At 69.1% G+C, this 25,584-nt stretch carries 21 protein-coding genes; 7 read left to right on the top strand and 14 right to left on the bottom strand.

Annotated features, from left to right (window positions below; translation table 11 throughout):
- The first annotated feature begins 136 nt into the window (after nt 1-136).
- Complete coding sequence (locus tag AC5Y7D_RS08225; RefSeq protein ID WP_499923195.1) at nt 137-1,738, top strand: adenylate/guanylate cyclase domain-containing protein; 1,602 nt, start codon at nt 137-139, stop codon at nt 1,736-1,738.
- On the opposite strand, the gene topA is transcribed toward AC5Y7D_RS08225, so the two are convergent.
- The 3 genes from topA to cspA form a co-directional block, all read right to left on the bottom strand.
- Nucleotides 1,735-4,545 carry a type I DNA topoisomerase gene (topA, locus tag AC5Y7D_RS08220; RefSeq protein WP_499922954.1) on the bottom strand — a complete coding sequence of 937 codons (2,811 nt, stop codon included), beginning with the start codon at nt 4,543-4,545 and terminating at the stop codon, nt 1,735-1,737. The genes AC5Y7D_RS08225 and topA overlap by 4 nt on opposite strands.
- 215 nt (nt 4,546-4,760) lie before the next feature.
- Nucleotides 4,761-5,339, bottom strand: coding sequence for a hypothetical protein (locus tag AC5Y7D_RS08215; RefSeq protein WP_499922952.1), 579 nt, complete (start codon nt 5,337-5,339; stop codon nt 4,761-4,763).
- Between the two features lie 128 nt (nt 5,340-5,467).
- On the bottom strand, nt 5,468-5,671 hold the full coding sequence (gene cspA, locus AC5Y7D_RS08210; RefSeq protein ID WP_003419650.1) for a cold shock protein CspA: 204 nt from the start codon (nt 5,669-5,671) through the stop codon (nt 5,468-5,470).
- A 323-nt stretch (nt 5,672-5,994) separates the two neighbouring features.
- Here cspA and AC5Y7D_RS08205 point away from each other — a divergent pair, with 323 nt between their 5' ends.
- From AC5Y7D_RS08205 to AC5Y7D_RS08185, 5 genes are all read left to right on the top strand, one after another.
- Nucleotides 5,995-8,301 (top strand): DEAD/DEAH box helicase, encoded by a 2,307-nt coding sequence (locus AC5Y7D_RS08205; RefSeq protein WP_499922949.1) that lies wholly within the window; start codon nt 5,995-5,997, stop codon nt 8,299-8,301.
- A gap of 257 nt (nt 8,302-8,558) precedes the next feature.
- Nucleotides 8,559-9,482 carry a PE family protein gene (locus tag AC5Y7D_RS08200; protein ID WP_499922945.1) on the top strand — a complete coding sequence of 308 codons (924 nt, stop codon included), beginning with the start codon at nt 8,559-8,561 and terminating at the stop codon, nt 9,480-9,482.
- Between the two features lie 1,153 nt (nt 9,483-10,635).
- Nucleotides 10,636-11,667: a PAS domain-containing protein gene (locus AC5Y7D_RS08195; protein WP_499922944.1), complete on the top strand. Its 1,032-nt coding sequence runs from the start codon at nt 10,636-10,638 to the stop codon at nt 11,665-11,667.
- Between the two features lie 107 nt (nt 11,668-11,774).
- Complete coding sequence (locus AC5Y7D_RS08190; RefSeq protein WP_499922943.1) at nt 11,775-13,421, top strand: PE family protein; 1,647 nt, start codon at nt 11,775-11,777, stop codon at nt 13,419-13,421.
- Between the two features lie 122 nt (nt 13,422-13,543).
- Nucleotides 13,544-15,133, top strand: coding sequence for a PE family protein (locus AC5Y7D_RS08185; RefSeq protein WP_499922942.1), 1,590 nt, complete (start codon nt 13,544-13,546; stop codon nt 15,131-15,133).
- Here AC5Y7D_RS08185 and AC5Y7D_RS08180 read toward each other — a convergent pair.
- The 7 genes from AC5Y7D_RS08180 to ssd are packed head-to-tail and all read right to left on the bottom strand — an operon-like array spanning nt 15,108 to nt 19,607.
- Complete coding sequence (locus AC5Y7D_RS08180; protein ID WP_499922941.1) at nt 15,108-15,434, bottom strand: Rv3654c family TadE-like protein; 327 nt, start codon at nt 15,432-15,434, stop codon at nt 15,108-15,110. The two genes, AC5Y7D_RS08185 and AC5Y7D_RS08180, sit on opposite strands and share 26 nt — an antisense overlap.
- Nucleotides 15,435-15,465: 31 nt before the next feature.
- Nucleotides 15,466-15,753 (bottom strand): TadE family type IV pilus minor pilin, encoded by a 288-nt coding sequence (locus tag AC5Y7D_RS08175; RefSeq protein WP_499922940.1) that lies wholly within the window; start codon nt 15,751-15,753, stop codon nt 15,466-15,468.
- 38 nt (nt 15,754-15,791) lie between these two features.
- Entirely contained in the window at nt 15,792-15,998 is a 207-nt protein-coding gene (locus AC5Y7D_RS08170) for a DUF4244 domain-containing protein (protein WP_499922939.1), read from the bottom strand.
- 9 nt (nt 15,999-16,007) lie between these two features.
- Nucleotides 16,008-16,592, bottom strand: a complete 585-nt coding sequence (locus tag AC5Y7D_RS08165; protein WP_499922937.1) for a type II secretion system F family protein — start codon at nt 16,590-16,592, stop codon at nt 16,008-16,010.
- The gene (locus AC5Y7D_RS08160; protein WP_499922935.1) at nt 16,589-17,392 is read right to left on the bottom strand and encodes a type II secretion system F family protein; all 804 of its coding nucleotides are present in this window, start codon (nt 17,390-17,392) and stop codon (nt 16,589-16,591) included. The genes AC5Y7D_RS08165 and AC5Y7D_RS08160 overlap by 4 nt, the downstream gene beginning before the upstream one ends.
- Complete coding sequence (locus AC5Y7D_RS08155; protein ID WP_499922933.1) at nt 17,389-18,555, bottom strand: TadA family conjugal transfer-associated ATPase; 1,167 nt, start codon at nt 18,553-18,555, stop codon at nt 17,389-17,391. Before AC5Y7D_RS08155 ends, AC5Y7D_RS08160 begins: the two co-directional genes overlap by 4 nt.
- On the bottom strand, nt 18,552-19,607 hold the full coding sequence (gene ssd, locus AC5Y7D_RS08150) for a septum site-determining protein Ssd (protein WP_499923187.1): 1,056 nt from the start codon (nt 19,605-19,607) through the stop codon (nt 18,552-18,554). Before ssd ends, AC5Y7D_RS08155 begins: the two co-directional genes overlap by 4 nt.
- A 514-nt stretch (nt 19,608-20,121) precedes the next feature.
- Between ssd and AC5Y7D_RS08145 the strand changes: the two genes are divergently transcribed.
- Nucleotides 20,122-20,979 (top strand): HAD-IB family hydrolase, encoded by an 858-nt coding sequence (locus AC5Y7D_RS08145; RefSeq protein WP_499922932.1) that lies wholly within the window; start codon nt 20,122-20,124, stop codon nt 20,977-20,979.
- Between the two features lie 462 nt (nt 20,980-21,441).
- Here AC5Y7D_RS08145 and AC5Y7D_RS08140 read toward each other — a convergent pair whose 3' ends face one another.
- From AC5Y7D_RS08140 to AC5Y7D_RS08125, 4 genes are read right to left on the bottom strand one after another with little or no spacing between them, the layout of a single operon-like run.
- Nucleotides 21,442-22,173, bottom strand: a complete 732-nt coding sequence (locus AC5Y7D_RS08140; RefSeq protein ID WP_499923184.1) for a Fic family protein — start codon at nt 22,171-22,173, stop codon at nt 21,442-21,444.
- 35 nt (nt 22,174-22,208) lie between these two features.
- Nucleotides 22,209-23,846, bottom strand: coding sequence for a dipeptide ABC transporter ATP-binding protein (locus AC5Y7D_RS08135; protein ID WP_499922929.1), 1,638 nt, complete (start codon nt 23,844-23,846; stop codon nt 22,209-22,211).
- Nucleotides 23,843-24,664, bottom strand: a complete 822-nt coding sequence (locus AC5Y7D_RS08130) for an ABC transporter permease (RefSeq protein WP_499922926.1) — start codon at nt 24,662-24,664, stop codon at nt 23,843-23,845. Before AC5Y7D_RS08130 ends, AC5Y7D_RS08135 begins: the two co-directional genes overlap by 4 nt.
- Entirely contained in the window at nt 24,657-25,583 is a 927-nt protein-coding gene (locus tag AC5Y7D_RS08125; RefSeq protein WP_499922924.1) for an ABC transporter permease, read from the bottom strand. Before AC5Y7D_RS08125 ends, AC5Y7D_RS08130 begins: the two co-directional genes overlap by 8 nt.
- Nucleotide 25,584: the final 1 nt, after the last annotated feature.

Genomic DNA, 25,584 nt, shown 5'->3' with positions numbered 1-25,584 from the left:
CCGACGTTGACCGATCAGCATCCGTTTCGCGACAATTCCGTGATCTTCCGGCAGCTTTCGCCCACGTCGCGCGACTTGCCGGGGATTTTGGGGTTTCCGGCGAGTCCCCGGCGACCGATACGGTGGGTGCGTGACCATGGCAGCAACCCTCCCCCGGCGAATCAACGCATTCGCCCGCTGGGTGGTGCGTACCCCGTGGCCGGTGTTCTCGCTGAGCATGCTGCAGGCCGACATCATCGGCGGCCTGTTCGTGCTCGGATTCCTGCGTTACGGCCTGCCGCCCCATGACCGCATCGAACTCGGTGATCTGCCGAAGCCGAACGCCGCGATCTTCATCAGCTCGGTGATCTTCCTGTTCTTCGCGGGATTCGCGTGGAACCTCAAGCTGCTGGTCCCCGTATTCCGTTGGCAACGGCGCGACAACCTGCTCGTCGAAGCCGACCCGTCCACCACCGAGCTGGCCCGCACGCGCGCGCTGCGCATGCCGTTCTACCGCACCCTGACGAGCATGGCGTCCTGGGCCGTTGGCAGCGTGGTGTTCATCATGGCCAGCTGGTCGGTGGCACGCCACGCCGCGCCCGTCGTGGTGGTGGCCACCGCGCTGGGCGCGACCGCAACCGCGATCATCGGCTATCTGCAGTCCGAGCGTGTGCTGCGTCCGGTCGCCGTCGCCGCCCTGCGCAGCGGCGTTCCGGAGAGCGTGCGCGCGCCCGGCGTCATCCTGCGGCTGATGTTGACCTGGGTGCTGTCCACGGCGGTGCCCCTGCTGGCCATTGTGCTGGCGGTGATCTCGGACAAGATCGCCCTGCTGCACGCCTCGCCGGATAAGTTGTTCAACCCGATCCTGCTGCTGGCGCTGGCCGCACTGGCCATCGGCGCGGCCAGCACCCTGCTGGTCTCGATGTCTATCGCCGACCCGCTGCGGCAGCTGCGCTGGGCGCTGTCTGAGGTGCAGCGGGGTAACTACAACGCGCACATGCAGATCTACGACGCCAGCGAGCTGGGCCTGCTGCAGTCCGGCTTCAACGACATGGTGCGAGACCTGTCCGAGCGTCAGCGGCTGCGTGACCTGTTCGGTCGGTATGTCGGCGAGGACGTGGCCCGGCGCGCACTCGAGCGGGGCACCGAGCTGGGGGGGCAGGAACGCGACGTCGCGGTGCTGTTCGTGGACCTGGTCGGTTCCACCCAGCTGGCCGCGTCCCGCCCACCCGTCGAGGTGGTCCATCTGCTCAACGAATTCTTCCGGGTGGTGGTGGACACGGTCGGCCGGCACGGCGGGTTCGTCAACAAGTTCCAGGGCGACGCCGCGCTGGCGATCTTCGGCGCACCGATCGAACACCCCGACGGCGCCGGGGCCGCGCTGGCCGCCGCGCGCGAGCTGCACGACGAGCTGATTCCGGTGCTGGGATCTGCCGAGTTCGGCATCGGTGTCTCGGCCGGCCGCGCCATCGCCGGCCACATCGGTGCGCAGGCCCGCTTCGAGTACACCGTCATCGGCGACCCGGTCAACGAAGCCGCCCGGCTCACCGAACTGGCCAAGCTGGAGGAGGGCCACGTACTGGCGTCGGCGATCGCGGTCAGCGGCGCACTGGACGCCGAGGCACTGTGCTGGGACGTGGGCGAGGTGGTCTTCCTGCGTGGCCGCGCTGCGCCCACGCAGTTGGCCCGCCCGTTGAACCTGGCCGAGCCGGGGAGTGCCTGCGACTCGCAGGAAGTCTCCAGCGACGTGAGCCGCTAGCTGCGCTTCGCGGCCTTCTTGGCCGGCGCCTTCTTCGCGGGTGCCTTGCGCGTCGTCTTCTTCGCCGTCCTCTTCACCGGTCCGCGCGCCCTGCGGTCGGCCAGCAGTTCGGCGGCCCGCTCGTCGGTGATCGACAGGACGTCGTCACCCTTGCGCAGGCTGGCGTTGGTCTCCCCGTCGGTGACATACGGCCCGAAGCGGCCGTCCTTGATCACCATCGGCTTACCGGAGGCCGGGTCGTTGCCCAGCTCACGCAGCGGCGGCGCCGAAGCGGCTTGGCGTCCAGAACGTTTGGGCTCGGAGTAGATCTTGAGCGCCTCATCGAGGGTGATGGTGAACATCTGATCCTCGGTCTGCAGCGACCGGGAATCGTTGCCGCGCTTGAGGTATGGGCCGTAGCGCCCGTTCTGGGCGGTGATCTCCTCGCCGGAGGCCGGGTCCACACCGACTACCCGCGGCAGTGACAGCAGTTTCAGCGCGTCCTCGAGCGTCACCGTTTGCAGGTCCATGCTGCGCAGTAGCGAACCGGTACGGGGCTTGGGGCCGGTGGGCTTCTTGCCCTTCCTGGCTCCGGCCCCGGCACCGCCGTCGTCGCCTTCGGACTTCGGCAGGACCTCGGTCACGTACGGTCCGTACCGGCCGTCCTTGGCGACGATCTCGTGGCCCGTCGCCGGGTCCACGCCCAGCACGCGTCCCTCCTGCGGAGTGGCGAAAAGTTCTTCTGCCACTTCGAGAGTGAGCTCGTCGGGGGTGAGCGAGTCGTTGAGATTGGCCCGCTGCGGGGTGGGCTCACCGCCCTCGCCGGCCACCGTGCGCTCGAGGTACGGCCCGTTCTTGCCGACCCGCACGTAGACGGAACGCCCCTCGGCATCGTCGAAAAGCTTGATGGAATTGACTTCCCGGGCATCGATGCCTTCGAGATTGACGCCTACCAGTCGCTTCAGTCCGCCGGACCGGGCCACCGAATCCGGCACACCGTGGTCGCCACCGAAGTAAAAGTTGTTGAGCCAGTTGGTGCGTCGTTCATTGCCAGAGGCGATGGCGTCGAGTTCGTCCTCCATCGCCGCGGTGAAGTCGTAGTCGACCAGCCGGCCGAAATGCTGTTCCAGCAAGCCGGTCACGGCGAATGCCACCCAGGACGGCACCAGGGCGCTGCCCTTCTTGTGCACGTAGCCGCGGTCCTGGATGGTCTTGATGATCGACGAATAGGTGGACGGGCGGCCGATGCCCAGCTCCTCGAGCGCCTTGACCAGAGAGGCCTCGGTATAGCGCGCGGGGGGGTTGGTGGAGTGGCCGTCCGGCGTCAGCTCGATGGCGTCCAGCCGCTGGCCCTGCGTCAGCTGAGGCAACCGGCTTTCGGCGTCATCGGCTTCGCCGCCGGCGAGCTCGTCGACGGTCTCCACGTATGCCTTGAGGAAGCCGGCGAAGGTGATGGTCCGACCGCTCGCCGAGAGCACCACCGCACGGCCGTCGGACTGGCCGTTGATCCGCAGGCTCAGCGTGGTGCCGCGGGCGTCGGCCATCTGCGATGCCACCGTGCGCTGCCAGATCAGCTCGTAGAGCCGGAACTCGTCGCCGTCGAGCTCGCGGCGCACCGCGTCCGGGGTGGCGAAGGTCTCGCCGGCCGGACGGATCGCCTCGTGCGCCTCCTGGGCGTTCTTCACCTTGCGGGTGTACTGCCGGGGCGACGGCGACACATACTCCTCGCCATAGAGCTGCCGGGCCTGGTTACGGGCGGCGTTGATGGCCGACGACGACAATGTCGTCGAGTCGGTACGCATATAGGTGATGTAGCCGTTCTCGTACAGCCGCTGCGCGATGCTCATCGTGCGCTCGGAGGAGAACCGGAGCTTGCGGCCGGCCTCCTGCTGGAGTGTCGAGGTCATGAACGGCGGGTAGGGCCGACGGGTGTAGGGCTTCTCCTCCACAGAAGCCACCGACAACTGCGCGCCACGGAGTCCTGCCGCGATTCCCGTGGCGCCCGCCTCATCCAGAACGATGACTTCGTCGGCCTTACGCAGCTTGCCCAGCGAATCGAAGTCGCGGCCGGTGGCCACCCGCAGCCCGTCGACGTTGGTCAGGCGCGCAGTGAAGGTGGGCGGCTGGGCCTGTGGGTCCGAGACGCTGGCGTCCAGCCTGGCCAGAATGTCCCAGTAGGAGGCGCTACGGAAGGCCATCCGGTCGCGTTCGCGCTGCACGATGATCCGGGTGGCCACCGACTGGACCCGGCCCGCCGACAGTTTCGGCGCAACCTTCTTCCACAGCACCGGGCTGACCTCATAGCCGTACAGCCGGTCCAGGATGCGCCGGGTTTCCTGCGCGTCGACCAGGTCTATGTCCAGGTCCCGCGGGTTTTCGGCGGCTTCCAGGATGGCCGGCTCGGTGATCTCGTGAAAGACCATCCGCTTCACCGGGACGCGTGGTTTGAGGGTCTCCATCAGGTGCCACGCGATCGCCTCGCCCTCCCGGTCACCATCCGTCGCCAGATAGAGCTCGTCGACGTCCTTGAGCAGGCCCTTGAGCTCGGTGACGGTGCTCTTCTTTTCCGGACTGATGATGTAGAGCGGTTCGAAGTCGGCGTCGACGTTGACTCCCAGCCGGGCCCACGGCTCGGACTTGAACTTCGCGGGCACGTCGGCGGCGGCCCGGGGCAGGTCGCGGATGTGGCCCCGAGACGATTCGACGATGTAATTGGATCCCAGATATCCAGCGAGTTTGCGCGCCTTAGTGGGCGACTCCACGATCACGAGTCGCCGGGTGCTCCCGTTTCCGCCGCTGCTAGCCCTCCTGGGGGCCCGGTCAACCAACTGCGTCTACGCTCCATCTCCTGTGTCGGTCCCAGGTCGGAACCGTCCCGCAGAAACAATGACAGGGTGACTCCCCGATATTCCGGATTTCCGGTCAACCGTGGGCACCCCGCCACGCCTTCGCCCTGCGGGCACCTGACAATTTCGCACCCTTGGGCAGGCGCGCGCAAACCGGCGATCATTGCGAGCACTTGGGACGGCGTGCCGGCGGGCGGTCAGATCCGCGGCCACTGCGCTGCCGCCTCGGCGCCATCAGGAGCCTCACCTACGTTCTCTACCAGGCGCGATAGCCTTCGGCGGCCACTGATCCGAAGTGCCGGACGGGCACCGCGGGTGCCTATCAGAGTGGGCGCGATCCCGACCCTCATCAGCGCAGACGCCAGCGGCGAGTGGGTGTCGGGCGCGTGCGGATCGAGTCCGAGCAGGTAGCGGTCCGCCTCCACGCTGCCGGCCGCCAGCGTCCACGCCCGCAGCTCGCGCGGACCGGGCAACCAGCGCGGTGGCACCGTCTTCACCGCACCTCGCGTCCATTCGGTGGCGATACTGCGCAAGGACGGTTCCGCAGCGGTCCGCACCAACGGGTGGTCCTCGTCGGTCCGACTGATCTCCGGGACCAGCCCGGCCTGGCGGATCATCTCGGCCAGCGCGACAGCACGCCACGATTCATCGACCACCACCGACAACCTCGCACCTGCACCGACCAGCACGATCTGGCCGGGTGCCGCCAGCAGTCCGCACAAGTCCCCCACCCCGGGCGGGACCGACTCCGCGGTGAAGAAGGAAAGCTGGCTCACGCCACAGACAGTAGGCCAGCGGGTGGACCGACGGCTGCTCCGCGTCGGCGCGGCGGGCCCGGCCGACCCCCTGGGAAACGAAAACCCCCGGACTGCTCCGGGGGTTCCGTCTTGGGAATCTGCTCGAGTCAGAGCGAGCGGACTCCGGTGGCCTGGGGGCCCTTAGGGCTGTGGCCGATCTCGAACTCGACCTTCTGGTTTTCTTCGAGGGTGCGGAAGCCCGTCCCTTGGATCTCCGTGTAGTGGACAAAAACATCCGCGGATCCATCTTCGGGGGCGATGAAGCCAAAGCCCTTCTCCGCGTTGAACCACTTCACAGTTCCCTGTGGCATTTCTCGATCTTTCCTTTTCTTCTGGGTGCGGCGCACCGCCTTTCGGTGCCCCGGGCCAGCCGCGACCGCCATACCTCGCGGAGTCGCCGGAACTTCACCCGACAGATAACCTCGCAGGAACCGCGACCGCAACGTCGATCCTGCGAAAGTTTTACACGAACACAGAAGCTGCGACCGCACTAAGTCAACCATGTTCATGGCGTCGGCGACAGACTCTGGGCGCAGACTGGTGGCCCACAGCAGGTCAATCAGCGGATGAATTTTCGTCAGCGTCATCCCGCGGGGCCGTACCCGGCGGCACCGGGGTCAAGAGAGGCATCCTGATGGCGAGTTTCGGCAGTGCACTGCTTGCCGCCGCGCTCGCCGGCACCGCAGCCGACGAGCATCCGCTGCGCCACACGGCCGAGCTGCCGCCGCGGCCCGGTCGGCCACAGAACTGGCCGGCATGGGCGCGCCCCGAGGTGGTCCGGGCGTTCACCGACCGGGGCGTCAGCCTGCCGTGGTCGCATCAGGTGGAGGCCGCCGAACTGGCGTACGCCGGACGACACGTCGTGGTGAGCACCGGCACCGCCTCGGGTAAGTCGCTGGCCTACCAGCTCCCGGTGCTCAACGCACTGGCGAGCGATGCCCGGGCCCGGGTGCTTTACCTCTCACCCACCAAGGCGCTGGGCCACGACCAGTTGCGCGCGGCGCAGGCCCTGGTCACCGCCGCGGCACTGAGCGACGTCGCGCCCACTGCCTACGACGGCGACAGCCCCACCGAGGTACGCCGATTCGCCCGCGAGCGCTCCCGCTGGATCTTCTCCAACCCCGACATGATCCACCTGTCGATCCTGCGCAACCACCCACGCTGGGCAGTACTGCTACGGGGCCTGCGCTATGTGGTCGTCGACGAATGTCACTACTACCGTGGTGTATTCGGATCCAACGTGGCGATGGTCTTGCGCCGCCTGTTGCGGCTGTGCGCGCGCTACTCGTCCTACCCGACGGTGATCTTCGCCAGCGCGACCACTGATTCACCGGGCATCACGGCCGCCGAGTTGATCGGCCAGCCAGTGACGGAGGTGACCGAGGACGGCTCGCCACAAGGGGCCCGCACCGTGGCTTTGTGGGAACCGGCACTGCTGACGGATCTGGTCGGCGAGAACGGTGCCCCGGTCCGGCGGTCGGCGGGCGCGGAAGCATCCCGGGTGATGGCCGATTTGATCGTGGAGGGCGCCCAGACCCTCACTTTCGTGCGGTCCCGCCGCGCTGCCGAGCTCACGGCGCTGGGCGCGCAGGCCCGCCTGAACGACATCGCACCCCAGCTGGTGCCGGCCGTGGCTTCCTACCGTGCCGGTTACCTGGCCGAGGATCGCAGTGCGCTGGAGAACGCGCTGAGCGAGGGCCGGTTGCGGGGCCTGGCAACCACCAATGCGCTGGAACTGGGTGTCGACATCGCCGGCCTGGATGCCGTGGTGCTGGCCGGCTTTCCCGGAACGGTCGCGTCGTTCTGGCAGCAGGCCGGCCGATCCGGTCGCCGGGGCCAGGGCGCGCTGGTGGTGCTGATCGCCCGCGACGACCCACTGGACACCTACCTCGTACACCACCCGTCCGCGTTGTTGGACAAGCCGGTTGAGCGCGTGGTCATCGACCCTCGCAATCCGTATCTCCTTGGTCCGCAATTGCTCTGTGCGGCAACAGAATTACCCCTTGACGAGGCCGAAGTGCGCGCGCTGGACGCGGTGGAGGTGGCCGAGAGCCTGGTCGACGACGGACTGCTGAAACGGCGGGGCAGCAGGTACTTTCCGGCACCCGGCATGGAACCCCATGGGGCGGTGGACATTCGGGGCTCCATCGGCGGTCAGATTGTCATCGTGGAATCGGACACCGGACGCTTGCTGGGCAACACCGGTGTCGGGCAGGCTCCGGCCACCATCCACCCGGGCGCGGTGTACCTGCACCAGGGTGAGAGCTACCTGGTCGACTCCCTCGACCTCGAGGAGGGCATGGCGTTCGTCCATGCCGAGGAGCCCGGCTACGCCACGTTCGCGCGGGAGATCACCGACATCGCAGTGACCGGACAGGGCGAGCGTTCGGTGTTCGGAGCGGTCACGCTGGGCCTGGTGCCGGTGACGGTGACCCATCAGGTGGTCGGGTACCTGCGCCGGCGGGGCAATGGCGAAGTGATCGACTTCATCGAGCTCAGCATGCCCGAGCAGTCGCTGCCAACCACGGCGGTCATGTACACCATCGATCCGGATGCCTTGGAGCGCAGCGGCATCGAGTTGCTGCGTGTACCGGGTTCGCTGCACGCCGCCGAACATGCCGCTATCGGATTGCTGCCGTTGGTGGCAAGTTGCGACCGCGGTGACATCGGCGGGTTGTCCACCGCGCTCGGCCCCGAAGGTCTGCCGACCGTCTTCGTCTACGACGGCCACCCGGGCGGGGCGGGATTCGCCGAACGCGGCTTCCAACGGGCTGCTACCTGGTTGGGCGCCACCGCCGCGGCGATTCAGGCGTGCGAATGCCCCACCGGATGCCCCTCGTGTGTGCAGTCACCCAAGTGTGGCAACGGCAACGATCCACTGGACAAGGCCGGCGCGGTGCAGGTCCTGCGACTGGTGCTGGCCGAGTTGGGTCGGAACTGAGCGGTGGCTCGGGGGTTTGGCCGCACCCCCGGGGAGCGTCGGCGGCATTGGCTGCGCCGGCCGCAGCCTGTTGATTCACAGTCATCCGGAGGGGCCGTCGCAGCGACGCTTGCCTCCTCCTTGCCGCCCCTGGAATCTCAGAAAATTCGCTGGCAACATTTTGCCGAAAAGGCGTTACGGTGCTCATATCCATCGTGTAACGCGACGGATAGCAGACACTGGCCGAGTCTGTCGTGGAGGACCGATTGGGAGGTGTCATGTCGTTTGTCAGCGCGTCGCCCGAACGCTTGGCGGCAGCTGCTCGCAATCTGGCCGGCATCGGTTCCACCCTCAACGCTTCCAATGCAACCGCCGCGGTGCCCACCCTGGCCGTCTCGGCCGCCGCCAGCGATCAGGTCTCGGCCGCGGTGGCGGCATTCTTTTCCGGACATGCTCACGGCTACCAGACTCTGAGCGCACAGGCAGCGAAGTTCCACACCCAGTTCGTCCGGGCGCTCACCGCGAACGCGAGCTCGTACGACTCCGCCGAGTCGGCCAACTCCTCGCCCCTGCGACAACTGCTCGGTGCCGCACCCGCGGCCGAACCTGCACCCCCTGGCGACGTCGAAGCCGCGAAGGCGACCACCGCAGCACCCGCCGGTACTGCGTTCAGCGCCCGTAATGTGCGCGGCGGTGCGGCAGGCGCAACCGCCGGGCCGGCGGCCGGCGGAACCGCCAAGGGCACCGGTGCCTGCTCGGCCACGGAAGCGGGAGCTCCCACCGCGGCCTGTGGCGGCGGTGGCCTGTTGCTTCGAGCAGGCGTTGCGAGCGCACCCGAGGGGGACTGGACGGCCGGTGCCGCCCGGGCCGCCGCGGCGGGCGGACTCGTGAGCCGACTGGTCGACGAGGACGGCAGCAGCCACCGGTCGGGCGGCTCGCGCAACGGTGTCTGGCTGGACGGGATCCGGGGAGCCGGCCAGTCCGCCGGCATCGAGGCTGACCGTGGCGCCGCCGGCAGCGCGGCCTCCGCCGTGTACTCGCGGGGCGGTGCCGGCGGCAGCGCGCAACTCGGCGGGCTCTGGGGTGACGGTTGGTCGGGTGGACGCGGCAACGACACCGGGGCGCCCGCCTTCCAGCGCGGTCCGGGCACCGGAGGCAGTGGCGGGTTCCTGTCACGCGCTGCGGGTATCAGCAGCTCATAGGGACATCGGCCCGCGCGTTTCCCGGCCGACACTGGGACACCGACACTGGGACATGCGCCGGGCCCGGCGTCATTCGTCGTCAGCCACGATCGCCGGCACACGCGTCGCCGATCCGCGGGAATGCGATGTACGGCCATTCTCGCGCCTTTGATAGACGCCGCCGAAGCAACCGATCAGCTTGCATGAGAACGATTTACGGAACCGAAATACCGGAATCCGGCCGCGGAACGACAGCCAGGAGCTACACGGCACGGCCGCACCGGTCGAACAATTTGGGAGGCAACGTGTTCCATGCTGCCCGATCAGCATGAGAAGCGCTCGAAGTGATCTCGAACACGAATTACGTTGTGCAATCCGATGGATGGCGACCGACCCCTCGACGGTCGACCTCCACGGACTTGCCTTTCCCGGCCGGGCAACACAATCCGGTCGCACGACCTAAACGCGAATGAACAGAAACTACCCGGCTGTCAGCAGCAAACGCAACATGCAAGTGGGCCATTTCACGAAAAAATTTCGGCGCGAATCCGCCTGGCGGTATGACAAATCGGTCGAGTGTAGACCGAGATGCGTTGCTGCCCGGCTAAATACCTACTACGGCACTCAACTGCGGGTTCACTGCAGGCTGTTTGTACGTGCGAACGCTGTGGCGCCAGTGGATTTGACGTCACAGTAAACACTGCAGACTCACCGCCTCACCCACCTGGCGAATGTCGTCGTTGCTGCCACACCCGAGTTATTCGGCCGCATAGGAATTGACTGGTGCCGGTGGGCGCCTCAAAAAACGTTGGCTACGTCACAACCGCCACCCGTACCACTTTCGTCCCGGCGGCAGCGCCGGCTGAGGTTTGCACTTCGCCGCGTGCGCCGGCTAAGGCCGTGCTCACGGTAGGGGCTCCACCGGCTACCGGACGTCGTCAACGCGCGGGTTTACCCCCGGAACGAACGGAATTCTGCCGGCAACGGGGCACTCAGACGACGCGACGGCCCTTCGGTGCCGGGCAAGGTGTGTCGATGCGACCCCCTTGGAGTCGATCCGCCTCTGCCGCAAGGGCTTACGCTCGACTCTTGCATCACTCGGGCGGGTCCGACGACTTGGTGGCGTACCCCGCCGTGTCAACGTGCTGACGCGCGGTCAGTAAGCTGAAGCCCCATGGGCCACGACTGGTTGCTCGTGGAGACGTTGGGGGATGAACCTGCCGTCGTAGCGCAGGGACGGCAACTCAAGAACCTCGTACCGATCAGCACGTTCTTGCGCCGCAGCCCGTACCTGGCGGCCGTCAAGACGGCGATTGCCGAATCGGTGCAGACCGGCCAGGCCCTGACCAGCATCACCCCCAAGAGCGACCGCGTGATCCGCACCGAGCCGGTGATGATGTCGGACGGCCGCATGCACGGGGTACACGTGTGGACCGGACCGATCAACGAGGAGCCGCCCGAGCGCCCTGTCGCTGGACCGCTGAAGTGGGATCTGACTCTTGGTGTGGCTACCGATACCCCCGAGTCGCTGGCCAACAGTGGCAAGAACCCCGATGCCGAGGTGACCTATGGGAGAGCTTTCGCCGAGGATCTCCCGTCACGCGAACTGAACCCCAACGAAACCAAGGTCCTGGCCATGGCGGTGCGTGCCGAGCCAGGCCAAACACTCTGCAGCACCTGGGATCTCACTGACTGGCAGGGAGAGCCCATCCGGATCGGCTTCACCGCGCGCAGCGCGATCGAGCCGGGCCCCGACGGCCGCGACCACCTGGTGGCTCGGGCGATGAACTGGCGCGCCGAGCGCAAGGGTCCGCCGATAGTCACCGACGATCTGGCGCTGCGCATACTCAAGGGCCTGGCGCAGGCGGGTGTACACCGCGCGCTCGTCGATCTCAAGAACTGGACCTTGCTGAAGTGGCTCGACGAGCCGTGCTCGTTCTACGACTGGCGGGGAGACGGCGACAAGCAACGGGTGCATCCCGACGACGAAGGCGTAGTGCGTTCCATGACAGAGGAATTCGCTGACGGCTCCACCAGCCGGGTGCTGCGGCTGCCCGGAACCGACACCGAATGGGTGCCGGTACACGTCACGGTCAACCGGGTGGAACTTGAACCCGACACTTTCGCGGGCCTGATCTCGCTCCGCCTGCCCACGGACGAGGAAGTGGTAGCCGCCGGCCTGTCGCATGCTGTCCAGCCGGACTGACCCCTTCAACAGCGTCTTCTGCAACTACCCGGTGCCGCCGCTGACGGCGCGCTACCGTGTTCGCTGAGCTGTCATGACTCGATCGCCCTGGCAGTCGGAGGTATCGGGTGTCGTTCCTGAGCGCAACGCCGGAGTTGCTCGCCGCGGCCGCGACGGATTTGTCCCGTCTCGCGTCGGTTATCAGCGCGGCCAGCTCGGCGGCGGGAGCCCCCACCGGCATGCTGCTGGTTGCGGCCGGCGACGAGGTTTCAGCCGCCGCTGCGGAGTTTTTCAACTCGTATGCCGCCGGGTATCAGTCAGCACAGGCTCACGCGGCAGCTTTCCACAGCGACTTCGTCCGAGCCCTCACCGCCGGCGCGGCCTCGTACGCGAGCGCTGAAGCCGCCGGTCAAGACCTACTGGGTTCCATCAACGCGTCCGCGCAGACGTTCTTGGGCAGACCCCTGATCGGTAATGGCACCAACGGTGCAGCCGGCACCGGGCAGGACGGCGGCCCAGGCGGCATCTTGATCGGCAACGGCGGGGCGGGTGGCTCCGGTGCGCCCGGCCAGAAGGGCGGCAACGGCGGTGCCGCAGGGCTGCTCGGCACTGGCGGTGCCGGCGGCGTGGGCGGGTTCGGGCTTCCGGGTGGACCCGGCGGCGCCGGCGGCGCCGGTGGCGCCGGCTGGTTATTCGGCGGCGGGAACGGCGGCACCGGTGGCGGCTCGCTGGACGGTGACGGTGGCGGCGGCGGGCCCGGGGGCGCCGGCGGATGGTTCGGCAGTGGCGGTGCCGGCGGAGTGGGCGGCGTCAGCGCCCATCAAGTCGGGGGCAGTGGCGGGTCTGGTGGCAGCGGCGGCGCGTTTGGTGCGGGCGGCGCCGGCGGTAACGGTGGCCAGGCCGACGACGATCTTGGTGGCGCGGGCGGCTCCGGGGGCCGTGGTGGCCTGCTCTACGGCGCCGGGGGCAGCGGCGGTACCGGCGGCAACGGCGGCCAGGACGGCGGCAGCGGCGGAGCGGGTGGGGCCGCCGGCCTGATCGGCGACGGCGGCGCGGGAGGCGCCGGTGGCACCGGCCGGGCGGCCGAGGGTGGTACCGGCGGAGCGGGCGGGGCGGCCGGGCTGCTCGGTTCCGGCGGCGACGGGGGGCACGGCGGCACTGGAGGCAAGGACGGGGGCGGCGGCGCGGCAGGTGGCCGCGGCGGGATCTTGATCGGCTCCGGCGGGGCTGGTGGCGACGGGGCCAACGGGCAACCCGCCACCGGCGGCGACGGCGGAGCCGGCGGCGCCGCCGGGTTGTTCGGTTCCGGGGGATCCGGCGGTGATGGCGGTGCCGGTCACGACCGGGGCGGCGCCGGCGGGGCCGGGGGCGCCAGTCTGCTCTGGGGCGACGGCGGCACCGGTGGAGACGGTGGCGTGGCGGGCCTTGCCGGCGGAGTGGGCGGTCACGGCGGCAACGCCGGCGTGTTCTTCGGATTCGGCGGTGCGGGCGGCGCCGGCGGCTGGGGCGGTTTCAGCGTTGCCGGCCACGGGGGCGCCGGCGGCGACGGCGGCAAGGCCGGCCTGGTGGGCAACGGCGGCAACGGTGGGGCCGGCGGTATCACGGCAGCGATCGGCAGCACCGGCGGCGACGGCGGCAAAGGCGGCGACGCGTGGCTGGTGGGCAATGGCGGAAACGGCGGGGATGGCGGGCCCGCCACCAACCCGGGCCTGGCGGGGCTCGGAGGTGCGGGCGGCCGCCTACTCGGCCAGAACGGGCTGGCCGGATCGAGCTAGCAGACACTCGCCGGAGTCGGTGCTGCCCGCTTTTGTGCCGGCGCTTGCGGCGAACCGGGAACGTGCCGCCCCGGCCGAGATACCGTGCTAACTGATTTGCCTACGACGTGTGGGGAGGCCGCGTGTCATTCGTGTTCGCAACGCCGGAGTCATTGTCCGCGGCGGCCTCAGACCTGGCGATGATCCGTGCGACGTTGCGAGTCGCTGACAACACTGCGGCGGCGGCCACTACGGCGTTGGCCACTGCAGGCGCCGATGAGGTGTCGGCCGCGATCGCGGCGGTATTTCAGACACACGCTGACATGTATCTGAGCGTCAGCGCTCAGGCAGCCGCCTTCCATGACCGGTTTATCCGGACGGTGGCCACCGCGGCGGCCGGCTATTCCAGCGCCGAGGCCACCGGTTCGGCGCTTCTGCAGTCGCCCCTGCAAGCCGTCCTCGCCGCCGTGAACTCCCCCACCCAGATGCTGCTGGGGCGTCCGCTGATCGGCAACGGCTCGAACGGGGCGGCTGGAACCGGGCAAGACGGCGGACCCGGCGGAATCCTGCTCGGCAACGGCGGCGCCGGCGGATCCGGAGCGGTCGGCCAGAAGGGTGGCAACGGCGGGTCGGCGGGGCTGTTCGGCAACGGCGGCGCGGGCGGCCTCGGTGGTTCGGGCTTGGCCGCGGGGCCGGGTGCGGCCGGTGGCGCCGGCGGGACCGGTGGCTTGTTCGGCAACGGCGGCTTAGGCGGCACCGGGGGAACCGGGATCACCGATGGCGGTGCGGGCGGCGCGGGCGGGGCCGGCCTGCTCTGGGGCAACGGCGGCAACGGCGGAACCGGCGGAGCCAGCCGCACCAGCACCGGGGGTGTCGGCGGGGCCGGCGGATCGGCCGGGCTGTTCGGGGCCGGCGGAAACGGCGGTACCGGCGGTCTCGGCGTGGCTACCGTCGGCGGAGCCGCCGGTGCCGGCGGACAAGGCGGCATAATCGGCGGCTCCGGCGGCAACGGTGGGGCCGGCGGGTCCGGTCACATTCTCGGCGGTGCCGGCGGAGACGGCGGATCCGGTGGCTTCCTGTGGGGCGACGGCGGACTCGGTGGTGCAGGTGGGATAGGCGGGACCGACGGTGGGGCCGGGGGCACCGGCGGCAGCGGCGGTGTGTTCTTCGGCGCCGGCGGCGCCGGGGGCACCGGCGGCAACGGCCAGCCGGGAGTGGGTGGTTCCGGCGGCGACGGGGGCCGAGGGGGAGCGTTCGGCGCCGGTGGCGACGGCGGTTTCGGCGGGGCAGGCCGGATTCAGGGTGGTGCCGGCGGAGCCGGCGGCAATGCCGGGTTTCTCGCCGGAACCGGCGGGATGGGCGGTAACGGCGGCGCGAGCGGCACCAGCGGCGGAGTCGGCGGCGCCGGCGGCAATGCCGGCCTGTTGATCGGCGCCGGCGGTAATGGCGGATCCGGCGGATCCGGCGGCTTCATCGTGGTCGGCGACGGTGGCGACGGCGGAACCGGCGGGAAGGCCGGCCTCTTCGGTAACGGCGGCGCCGGTGGCGCCGGCGGGAATGCCGATCTGCCGGGTAGCACCGGCGGCGACGGCGGCAACGGCGGCGACGCCGTGCTGATCGGAAGCGGCGGAAACGGGGGTAACCCCGGTATCGGGCCGATCGTGGGAGCCGCGGGCATCGGTGGTGCCGCCGGATGGCTGTTGGGCACTACCGGTGAAAATGGGCGGGCATAGCGCCCGGTACTACATCGGCCGGGCCCGCCCGCGCGGCAGCGTGCGCGACACCGGTGAAGGCGACCGGTACCTCGACGCTGACGATCACGTCGAGCCCGTCCACCTCACATCCGACTCCGCCAACCCGCATTCCTTGCGCCACCGCCGCCACCCGCGCGCAGGCCGCTGAATACCCTTGCGGCAGTGCGGCCGCGCCGGCCAAGGCACCCAGATCTGCCGCCGCCTGCGCACGGTGGCGGGCCACCACCGCCGACCCCAGGTACACCCCTGCCCCCGCGAAGACGAGCAGCACGGCGACCATAGCGACCGCAACGACAGTGGCCGACCCCCGTTCACCCAGGCTCGGCGGCCGAGACGGCTCGCGCCCCGATATCCAACGCCGGCAACAGCATTGAGTGGGCCACGACGGTGGCGACCAGGAAGCCACCGTCATGGTGAACCTCAAGCTGGGCTCCCGGCGGCGCGATCCGGCGCGCAGCTTCCACCGCGTTGCGCTGGTCGCCCCGGGCCGCCAGCCGAGCCGCTTCCCGCGCCGCGTCCACGCAGCGCACCTGCATCGACACCGCGGTGAGCCCGGCCACGCACAGCACCAACACCACCACCAGGGCGGCGATCGCCAAGGCCGCCTCGACGGTACTCGCGCCGCCGTCACCGCCGGCTAGACCTTGGTGCTCAACGCACGTCCGATGATGTGGTTCAGCGCGGACACAACCGAGTCGCCGGTCACGACGGTGTACAGGATCGCACCGAATGCCGCGGCAGCAATAGTGCCGATCGCGTACTCGACTGTCGACATGCCCGACTCCTCGCTCAGCAGCATCGCCATCCGCCCCATGATGATCCGAACCTTGTTGCGCACCAGCATCTTCCCTTCTCAAATCAATCCCGACTGCAGAACATTTCCGGCCAATCCGGCGACCACCGGAACGATGCCCAGACACACGAAAGCGGGCAGGAAACACAGTCCCAACGGACCTGCGATCAGCACCCCGGCGCGCTCGGCGGCAGCGGTGGCCGCCGAGGCGGCGTCGTGCCGAGCCTGCGCAGCGAGATCCGCGACGCCGTCGGCGAGCGCGGCACCGGACGAAGCCGACCGCCGCGCCAACCGCAGCAGGCCCTCGACTTGTCCATCGACCCGGCCCGGACCCGTTGGAGCTGACCAGGCGACTGCCGCGTCAGCACCCAGCGCCAACAGGTCGGCGGCACGACGCAACACCGGCGCCACCGTCTGCGGTGCGGATACCGCAGCAGCTGCCGCAGCCGTCGCGACAGCCATTCCCGCACTCAGGCATACGGCGAGCACATCCAAGCTCGAAGCAACCCCGAGCGGGTCCGTACCGCGACCGGGTGCCCGACCGGCAGCAGGCCTCCCGGACGGCATCCCGGCACGAGCGCGCACCAGCGCGGGACCCGCACCGACCAACAGCGCGACGGCCAGCAGCACCGCCGCGACACTCATGCGGGGTCCACCCGATCGGTGATGCGGTCCGACCAGAACAGCCCACCGCAGGCCAGTGCCACGCCCGCCAGCAGACACCACCCACCCGCGTGGCCATCCAACAGGAAGCGCAGCGGCCGGGCTCCGATCAATTGCCCGAGCAGCAACCCAAGCACCGGCAGTCCGGCCAGGATGGCCGCCGTCGCGCGGGCGCCGGCCATTCCCGAGGCGACCTTCGCCGAAAAGTGTCGCCGCGCAGCGATGTCGCGCTGGGCGGCCCGCATCAGCGTGGCGATCGCCAGGCCATGGTCGTTGGCCAGCTGCCAGCACATGGCCAGCCGCTCCCAGTGTTGCGGCAGCGCCGACGATCCCGCCGCCGCTCGCAGTCCGGCGGCGACGTCGGCGCCCAACCGGGCCCGCGCGGCAACCGTCCGCATGCCCGCCGACACCGCCCCGTCGGTCTCTTCGGCGGCAGCGTCGAAGGCCCGCACCGGGTGAGCACCCACCCGCAGCTCACCGACCAGTACGTCGATTCCCGCTTCCAGCCCCCGCGCCTCATCGGCGGCGCGCTTATTGGAGCGACGACGACGGTAACGCACCAGCGCCGCGCCGCCCGCCAACGCACCGGACAACACGGTCGTCACCGGCAACACGAAAGCCGCAAGCACGAAGGCACACCCGCCAAGCCAGCCGGCCGCCCGCGTGCCTGGCACGACTCGTCGGCCGGCGGACGACGCAGGTACAAGGCGACCCCGAGGTCCGGAGGGAAACACCAGCAATGCCGTCGCGAGCAACAGCGCGGCCAACTGCAGCCCGGTCATGCCGATATCCGCGTTCGCAGCACGGCGTCCAAGTCCGCAGCGGCCTCCGCGCTGCCGCGGTCGGCGTGCCACGCTGTCAGCGCATGCACCCGCCCGCTGTCGGATTGACGCAGCATCGCGATCTCGCTGAGCCGTCGCCCGCCGGTTCGATCACGGCTGACATGCAGCAGAACCTGCACCGCGGCACCGAGCTGGCTGTGCAACGCGCCCCGGTCCAGCCCGCCGAGTGCCCCCAGGGCCTCCAATCGGGCAGGAACCTCGCCCGGAGAATTTGCGTGCAACGTGCCCGCGCCGCCCTCGTGTCCGGTGTTGAGGGCTGCCAGCAGGTCTACCACCTCGGCGCCCCGAACCTCCCCGACCACGATCCGGTCCGGACGCATTCTCAGCGCTTGACGGACGAGCTGGCGAACGGTCACTTCACCGGCGCCCTCGACGTTGGCGCACCGTGCGACGAGCTTGACCACGTGGGGATGTCGCGGCGCCAGCTCGGCGGCATCCTCTACGCACACGATGCGCTCGGCCGGTGACACCGCACCCAACATCGCGGCCAACAACGTTGTCTTGCCGGCGCCCGTCCCGCCGCACACCAGGAATGCCAGCCGCGCGGCGATGATGTCGGCCACCAACCCGACAGCCCCCGGCGCGATGGTGCCCGCAGCGGTCAGCGCCGCCAGGTCCTGGGTGGCCGGCCGCAGTACCCGCAATGACAAGCAGGTGCCCGCAACGGCTATCGGCGGCAAAACCGCGTGCAACCGTACCGTCGCGCCACCAGCGCCGCTGCCAGTCAACTGTCCATCCACCCACGGCTGGGCATCATCGAGCCGGCGGCCTGCGGTCAGGGCCAGCCGTTGCGCCAGGCGTCGCACCGCCGCCTCGTCGGCAAACCGAATATGGCTGCGCCGCAGACCATTTCCATCGTCGACCCAGACGCCGTCGGGCGCGGTGACCAAGACGTCGGTGGTGCCGTCCGCGCAGAGCAGCGGTTCGAGAATGCCTGCGCCGGTGAGCTCGGTCTGCAGCAACCGAAGATTCGCCAGCACCTCCGTGTCCCCAAGTATCCCGCCGGACTCCGCACGGATCGCCGCGGCGACCACCTGCGGCCGCAACGGACCTGACTCCGCTGCCAGCCGCTCGCGCACCCGCTCGATCAACGATCCGTTCATGCCGCACGACTCGAGGGCGTAGTCCTGCGCCTGCTCGGCAAAACCGCGAGTACCGACCTGGCTGCCGTCGCGAGCGCGGACCTGCGACCCAATCGCAGGCCGGCGTGCTCGAGCCGCACCGCCAGGCCCGGTTCGGCCCGCATCGATGCCAGCAGTGGGACTCCCGCGATGTCGGCGACCTCGGCCGGCCGCAGTCCTCCGGGCGCCGGCCCGCGGACGACCAACCCGACATTGGGATTGATCGCGGACAGCACCGGGCGGAGCGTCGCGGTGGCCGCGCAGGCCCGGACATCGCAACGGCTTACCAGCACCACCAGGTCGGCACTGTCCAGCGCGACATGCGTCGCCTCGGTCAACCGCCGCGGCAGGTCGCACACCACGGTGACCCCGCCGCGGCGGCCCGCATCGACGATCGCGGCCACCGGGCCGGGTTCCAACTCGTAGCCGCGCCGGGTGCCCGACAGCACGCTGACTGCGCGGTGCCGGGGCAACGCCTGGCGCATCGCCGACCAGTTCAGCCGCCCGCCCTCGAGCGCCAGGTCCGGCCATCGCAACCCGGGCAGGGACTCGCCTCCGACCAGCAGATCGATGCCGCCGCCCCACGGGTCGAGGTCGAGCAGCAGTGCTTCGCCAGCGGTCTGCGCGAGGGCGGTGGCCAGCAGTGAGGCCCCCGCACCGCCGCAGCCTCCGATGACAGCCACAGCCTCACCACAGCGGTTGTCCTCTCGCGCCGCCTCCGCGGCCTCGGCGAGTTCGCCGACGAGTGCTTGCTCCTGCGTGGGCATCCGCAGGACCCGCTCGGCGCCCACCGCCACGGCGGCCGCCCATGTCGCCGCGTCGGCGTCGGTGCTGGTCAAAACACTGACGTGAGTGCGCCGCGGCAACCCGGCGCGGCCACAACAGTCGGCTGCCGCCTCGTCGAGCAGCACCGCCGCAGCCGCCGACCACGTCTTCCTGCTCACCGCATCCCTGCCAGCGGTATGGACAACCCGCACGCCGACGGCTGCGGCGATCCGGTCTATTTCCTCACGCAGGTGCGGGTCCGCCAGGATCGCCAGCACCCCGGATGCGGCCGGCCCCCGAGCGGAGCCGACGGGCGGAAGTTCGTTCATCGCTCCACCGTGCGGCGCAGACGGTATTGGACACCAGTGCCAAAGCCGGATCTGTGGAGAGAGACCGGTCTGTGCACAAGTCGTTCGCTGTGAACCGGTCGACTGGAGCACGAACGGCGTGCCCGCAACGCACCGGCAGCGGGTCGAGGTCCTCGACGAGGCGGAATTTTTACCCTGAAAAAGGGACGACCCCCGCCAGGGGGGGAGGAGGCGGAGGTCGTCGTGTATCAGCCCCGGGGGGTCGGGCTGATACACCCTCGGCTCAAGGCCGAGTAATGCTTACTATACACATGCCAGCCGGGATTCACGCAAGTACTCCGTGCAAGGAAAGTGCGGCTTGAGACGGGTAAATGCGGTGGGCCGAAACGCAACAGCGCTTATGCGCCCGTCGTACTGAACGCAACATTGAACGCAACATCGCGGCCGTACCGGATCGCACACCTATGCTGGATTGGTGACCGTCCCCGACTCGGCCGCCCCACAGCAAACCTCGCTGCACACATCTGAAGCCGCGGCCCCGAGCGCCCGCACCGCTGCCTTCTTCGACTTGGACAAGACCATCATTGCCAAGTCGAGCACCCTTGCGTTCAGCAAACCCTTCTTCGCGCAGGGCCTGCTTAACCGGCGCGCGGTGCTGAAGTCCAGCTACGCCCAGTTCATCTTCCTGCTCTCCGGTGCCGACCATGACCAGATGGATCGGATGCGGACCCACTTGGCGAACATGTGCACCGGGTGGGACGTCGCACAGGTGAAGTCGATCGTCAACGAAACGCTGCACGACATCGTGACACCGCTGGTGTTCGCCGAGGCCGCCGATCTCATCGCCGCGCACAAGCTGTGCGGGCGTGACGTCGTGCTGGTGTCCGCGTCCGGCGAGGAGATCGTCGGTCCGATCGCGCGCGCACTGGGTGCCACGCACGCGATGGCGACCCGGATGGTCGTGGAGGATGGCAAGTACACCGGGGACGTCGCCTTCTACTGCTACGGCGAAGGCAAAGTGCAGGCGATCCGCGAGTTGGCCGCGCGCGAGGGCTATCCCCTGGAGCACTGCTACGCGTATTCGGACTCGATCACCGACCTACCGATGCTGGAATCGGTCGGTCATCCATCGGTCGTCAATCCCGACCGCGGACTGCGCAGGGAGGCCATCGAACGGGGTTGGCCGGTGCTGTCCTTCTCGAGACCGGTGTCGCTACGGGACCGAATCCCGGCGCCGTCGGGTGCCGCCATTGCGACGACTGCGGCGATGGGGATCACCGCTGCGGCGGCCGGCGCGGTGACCTACGCCCTGTTGCGGCGCTTCGCATTCTGACGACTTCAGGCCGGCCGTCCCGGCATCCCTGCCACGCCAGCAAATTCTTAGTGCGCACAATTAAATGTCGTTGCCCAACTTTGACGCGCTTAGGCCTTGCTGTGCCTGTGGTCTAGTAGTACAAAGGAGTCACGGCAGCCTGGTGAGGCCAAGGTCGATCCGGAAGAGAAGGTTCGACCTCCCGACCCGGGCACCCAGCACGGTTCCCGGAACCCACGCGGAGTCATGGCCGCGATAGTGGCAGAAGCGTTGCGGGCCTGCGTAATTGCGAAAAACGGAATGCCCCGACGATCCTTTGGGTGGGGTCGCAGCAGGAAGTATCGCAAACGCGCCGAGGCCACCCACGCAGCCGATAAATGCACGCTTGGTAACCGAGAACCGTGTTGGCGGGCGGCGATTCGAATATTTCGGGTCGCCGCCCGCTTTGCATTTTCACGACATTTTCTTCCGCCCTCTTGCCAGCTACCGTCGGGGCACTGCGTCCGCAATCGCCAACGCCTCCTGCGCTCCGGCCCTCATGGCCCGGCAACACAGCACCAGCCAACTCGCCACGCCGGTTGGGCTCCCCGAGGCGAACTTCGCGGCGGCCTCGCGGTAGGCCGCGGGCTGACGCATCCAGCTGACCTCCGGCACTCCTAGTCCATGTGGGTCCAACCCGGTGGCGATGGTGACCAACCGCGATACGGCGCGTGCCACGACGCCGTCGGCACTGCCGAACGGCCGCAGGGTCACCAACTCCCCGTGCGCCACCGCGGCAACCACCGGCGCCGCCGCCTTGGTGGGACGGCTGACCAGCTGGGCGAGCAACTCCAGCCGCGGCCCGACCTCGGCATCGGCGCGCGGCCGGCCCAGCCGATCGTCGTCGACGAGGTCGGCGGCCGCGAGCATGTGCAGCCGCGCGAGAGCCTGCAGCGGCGCCTTCTGCCACACCGCGACCAGCGATCCCCCGCCGCCTTCCAGCGCCTGCGCCACCCGTAACGCCCCCCCGAACACCGGGTCGCTGACGCCGCCGGCGTCCGCGACGTCGTCCAGCCGAACCGGCCCCCCGTCGAGCACCGAGGAGGCTCGCGCGGCCCGCAATGACGCCTCGGCGGCCGTCACCGGCCAGCCGCGCAGGTTGGCCCGGTGCCGGTGGGCCCGTCCCAGCGCCTCGCGGGCCCGGTCGCTCGCTTCGGCGACGCCGGGAAGGTCCATCAGCGGAGCCAGGGGGTCAGTCACAGGTTGCCAACCTATCGGGGCCCGGCCGGGGCACCGGGTATGGCCTCCAGCAACTGCCGGGTGTAGTCGTGGCCGGGATTGGCGAACACCGCTTCGGTGGCCGCGTGTTCTACCACCCGGCCGGCTCGCATCACCAGCACATCGTCGGAGATCTGCCGGACCACCGCCAGATCGTGGCTGATGAACAGGTAGGTCAGGCCCAGGTTGGCCTGCAACTCACTCAACAGGTCGAGTATCTGGGCCTGCACCAGGACGTCGAGGGCCGACACCGCCTCGTCGCAGACCAGGACGTCGGGCCGCAGCGCCAGTGCCCGTGCAATGGCGACACGCTGCCGCTGGCCACCGGAAAGCTCCCGGGGCAGCCGGTCCAGTACCGACGAAGGCAGCGCCACCTGCTCCATCAGCTCACGCACCGCCCGCTCGCGCCGGCGGCGGTCACCCACGCGATGAATACGCAATGGCTCCTCGATGGCGCGGAACACCGGGTACATGGGATCCAGACTGCTGTACGGGTTCTGGAAGACCGGCTGGATCCGGCGGCGGAAAGCAAGCGTCTTGCGCACCGCGGCGACGTCCGTTCCATCGAAGACAACCGTGCCCGAAGTCGGCGGCAGCAGGCCGAGCACCATACGTGCGACGGTCGATTTGCCGGAACCGGACTCCCCCACCACCGCCAGCGTGCTGGCGCGCCGCACGCGAAAGGACACGCCGTCGACCGCACGGAACTCCGTCCGCCGCCACGGCAGGCCGCGGGTGTCCGGGTAGGTCCTGGTCAGGCCGGACACCACCAGGATGTCGTCCTGTGCGCCCGCCTGCTCCGCCGCTTCGGCGGCCACCCGCCCCCGGATTTCGGCCGCGCGTTTGTCGCGCACCGTCAGCGACGGCGCGGCGGCCACCAGCCGCTGGGTGTACTCGTGCTTCGGGTTACGCAGAATCGCCGCTGCCGCACCAGATTCCACCACCACTCCGCGGTGGATGACCACCACCTGTTCGGCCCGCTCGGCTGCCAGCGCCAAGTCATGGGTGATCAGCAGCAACGCCGTGCCAAGGTCGTCGGTGAGGCGCTGCAGGTGGTCGAGGACCTGTCGCTGCACGGTGACGTCCAGCGCCGACGTGGGTTCGTCGGCGATCAGCAACCGCGGCCGGCCCGCCAGGCCGATCGCGATCAGCGCGCGTTGGCACATCCCGCCGGAAAGTTGGTGTGGGTATCGGCCGGCCTGCTTGCCCGGGTCGGGCATCCCGGCGTCGGCCAGCAACTGCACCGCGCGCCGTCGCGCATCACGACCATCGGTGTTGACCCGCAACGCCTCCCGGACCTGGAAGCCGACCTTCCACACCGGATTGAGATTGGTCATCGGATCCTGCGGCACGTAACCGATCTCGTTGCCCCGGATGCCGCTCATCACCCGCCGTTCGGCCCCAGTGATGTCGCGGCCGTCGAACATGATGCGCCCGCCGGTGATTCGGCCACCGGGTGACAACAACCCGAGGATCGCGGCCGCAGTGGTGGATTTGCCGGATCCGGATTCGCCGACGACCGCCACCGTCTGGCCGCGAAGCACACTCAGGTCCACCCCACGGACCACCGGTTCGTCGGCGCCGAACCGTACCTGCAGGCCCTCGACCGAGAGCAGCGGCTGACCGCTCACGCCCGCCACGCCCGTGACGCCGAATCCAGGCCGTCGCGCAGCGCGTCGCCCATCATCATGAAGGCCAGTACCGTGATCGCCAGAGCGCCGGCAGGATAGAACAAGATGGCAGAACCGGCCCGCAGCCGCATCTGGGCCACGTTGATGTCGCCGCCCCATGACACCACGGACGTGGGTAGTCCCACCCCCAGGTAGGACAAGGTGGCCTCGGTGACGATGAAGACACCCAGCGCGATGGTGGAGACGGCGATGACCGGCCCGATGGCATTTGGCACCACGTGCCGCACCAAGGTACGAAAGTCACTCAGCCCCAACGCCTTTGCCGCCAAGACGTAGTCACAGCCCCGCACCTCCAGCACCGAGCTGCGGGCGATCCGGGCCACCTGCGGCCACCCGAACAGGGCGAGTATCGCGACCACGGTCCACAGCGTGCGGTGATGCATGACCTGCATCAGGACGATCGCGGCCAGCAGCAACGGCAGGGCGAAGAACACGTCGGTGATCCGCGAGATGATCGCGTCAACCCAGCCTCCGTAGAAGCCGGCCAGCGCACCGAGTGTCCCGCCGACGACGAACACGGCCAGCGTCGCACCCAGCCCGACCGTGACCGAAGCCCGTGCACCGTAGATGGTGCGCGCATAGATGTCATGGCCCTGCAGGTCGGTACCGAACCAGTGTGCCGCGGACGGCGGCAGCAGGCTCTGGCTTGAGTCGGCATAGCCGGGATCGACGCCGGTGAACATCCCCGGAAATGCGGCAATCAGCAGGATCAGCAGGATCAGCGCGGCGGCGACGACGAACTTGGGGCGCCTATACATACCGGATCCGGGGGTCCAGCGCCGCGTACAACAGGTCCACCAACAGATTGCTGACCAGGTAGATCAGCACCAGCACCGTCACGATGGACACCACCGTGGGCGCCTCCTGACGGGTGACCGCCTGATACAGCACGCCGCCCACGCCGTGGATGTTGAATATCCCCTCGGTCACGATCGCTCCGCCCATCAGCGCACCGAGATCGGCACCGAGAAAGGTGACCACCGGAATCAGCGAATTGCGCAGAATGTGCACCACGACCACCCGTGGCCGCGACAATCCCTTGGCCGTGGCGGTACGGACGTAGTCGGCATGTGCGTTCGCGGCCACGGCGGAGCGGGTCAACCGCACCACATAGGCGAATGAGACCAGGCCCAATACGATTCCGGGCAGCAGCAACCGCCCGAACGTGGCGCGGCCACCTACCGTGACCGGCGCCCAGCCCAATCCGACCCCGAACACGAATTGCGCCAGGAATCCCAGCACAAAAATCGGGATCGCGATGATGACGAGCCCGCTGACCAGCACCGTGGCATCGAAGATGCCGCCCTGGCGCAGGCCGGCGATCACCCCGAACCCGATGCCGAGGATTCCCTCCACCACCAGCGCGATCAAAGCCAGCCGGATCGTCACCGGAAAGGCATGCGCCAGTACGGCACTGACCGGCAGCCCGGAGTACGCGCGGCCCAGGTCGCCGTGCACCAGGCCGCCGAGGTAGCGCAGGTACTGCACCAGGAACGGATCGTCGAGGTGATAGCGGGCGCGCAGCTGCGCAGCCACTTCCGGACTCAGCGGGCGGTCGCCGGCGATCGCGGCCACCGGGTCACCGGGCAGCAGAAAAACCATGCCGTAGATCAGCAGCGTCGCGCCCAGGAAGACCGGGACCATGACGGCGATCCGGCGCAGCACATACCAGCCCATC

It is taken from the genome of Mycobacterium sp. NGS49, assembly GCF_059812565.1.
The sequence above is the reverse complement of the archived record's forward strand: the minus strand, read 5'-3'. Positions and strand labels throughout refer to the sequence as shown.

Excerpts from the sequence above, each read along its gene's own strand:
- AC5Y7D_RS08160 (WP_499922935.1), bottom strand. The coding sequence starts at position 17,392 with ATGACCGGGCTGCAGTTGGCCGCGCTGTTGCTCGCGACGGCATTGCTG.
- AC5Y7D_RS08205 (WP_499922949.1), top strand. The coding sequence starts at position 5,995 with ATGGCGAGTTTCGGCAGTGCACTGCTTGCCGCCGCGCTCGCCGGCACC.
- AC5Y7D_RS08195 (WP_499922944.1), top strand. The coding sequence starts at position 10,636 with ATGGGCCACGACTGGTTGCTCGTGGAGACGTTGGGGGATGAACCTGCC.
- AC5Y7D_RS08200 (WP_499922945.1), top strand. The coding sequence starts at position 8,559 with ATGTCGTTTGTCAGCGCGTCGCCCGAACGCTTGGCGGCAGCTGCTCGC.
- AC5Y7D_RS08155 (WP_499922933.1), bottom strand. The coding sequence starts at position 18,555 with ATGAACGGATCGTTGATCGAGCGGGTGCGCGAGCGGCTGGCAGCGGAG.
- AC5Y7D_RS08180 (WP_499922941.1), bottom strand. The coding sequence starts at position 15,434 with ATGGTCGCCGTGCTGCTCGTCTTCGCGGGGGCAGGGGTGTACCTGGGG.
- AC5Y7D_RS08165 (WP_499922937.1), bottom strand. The coding sequence starts at position 16,592 with ATGAGTGTCGCGGCGGTGCTGCTGGCCGTCGCGCTGTTGGTCGGTGCG.
- cspA (WP_003419650.1), bottom strand. The coding sequence starts at position 5,671 with ATGCCACAGGGAACTGTGAAGTGGTTCAACGCGGAGAAGGGCTTTGGC.
- AC5Y7D_RS08125 (WP_499922924.1), bottom strand. The coding sequence starts at position 25,583 with ATGGGCTGGTATGTGCTGCGCCGGATCGCCGTCATGGTCCCGGTCTTC.
- AC5Y7D_RS08140 (WP_499923184.1), bottom strand. The coding sequence starts at position 22,173 with ATGGACCTTCCCGGCGTCGCCGAAGCGAGCGACCGGGCCCGCGAGGCG.
- AC5Y7D_RS08225 (WP_499923195.1), top strand. The coding sequence starts at position 137 with ATGGCAGCAACCCTCCCCCGGCGAATCAACGCATTCGCCCGCTGGGTG.
- AC5Y7D_RS08130 (WP_499922926.1), bottom strand. The coding sequence starts at position 24,664 with ATGTATAGGCGCCCCAAGTTCGTCGTCGCCGCCGCGCTGATCCTGCTG.
- AC5Y7D_RS08170 (WP_499922939.1), bottom strand. The coding sequence starts at position 15,998 with ATGCTGGTGCGCAACAAGGTTCGGATCATCATGGGGCGGATGGCGATG.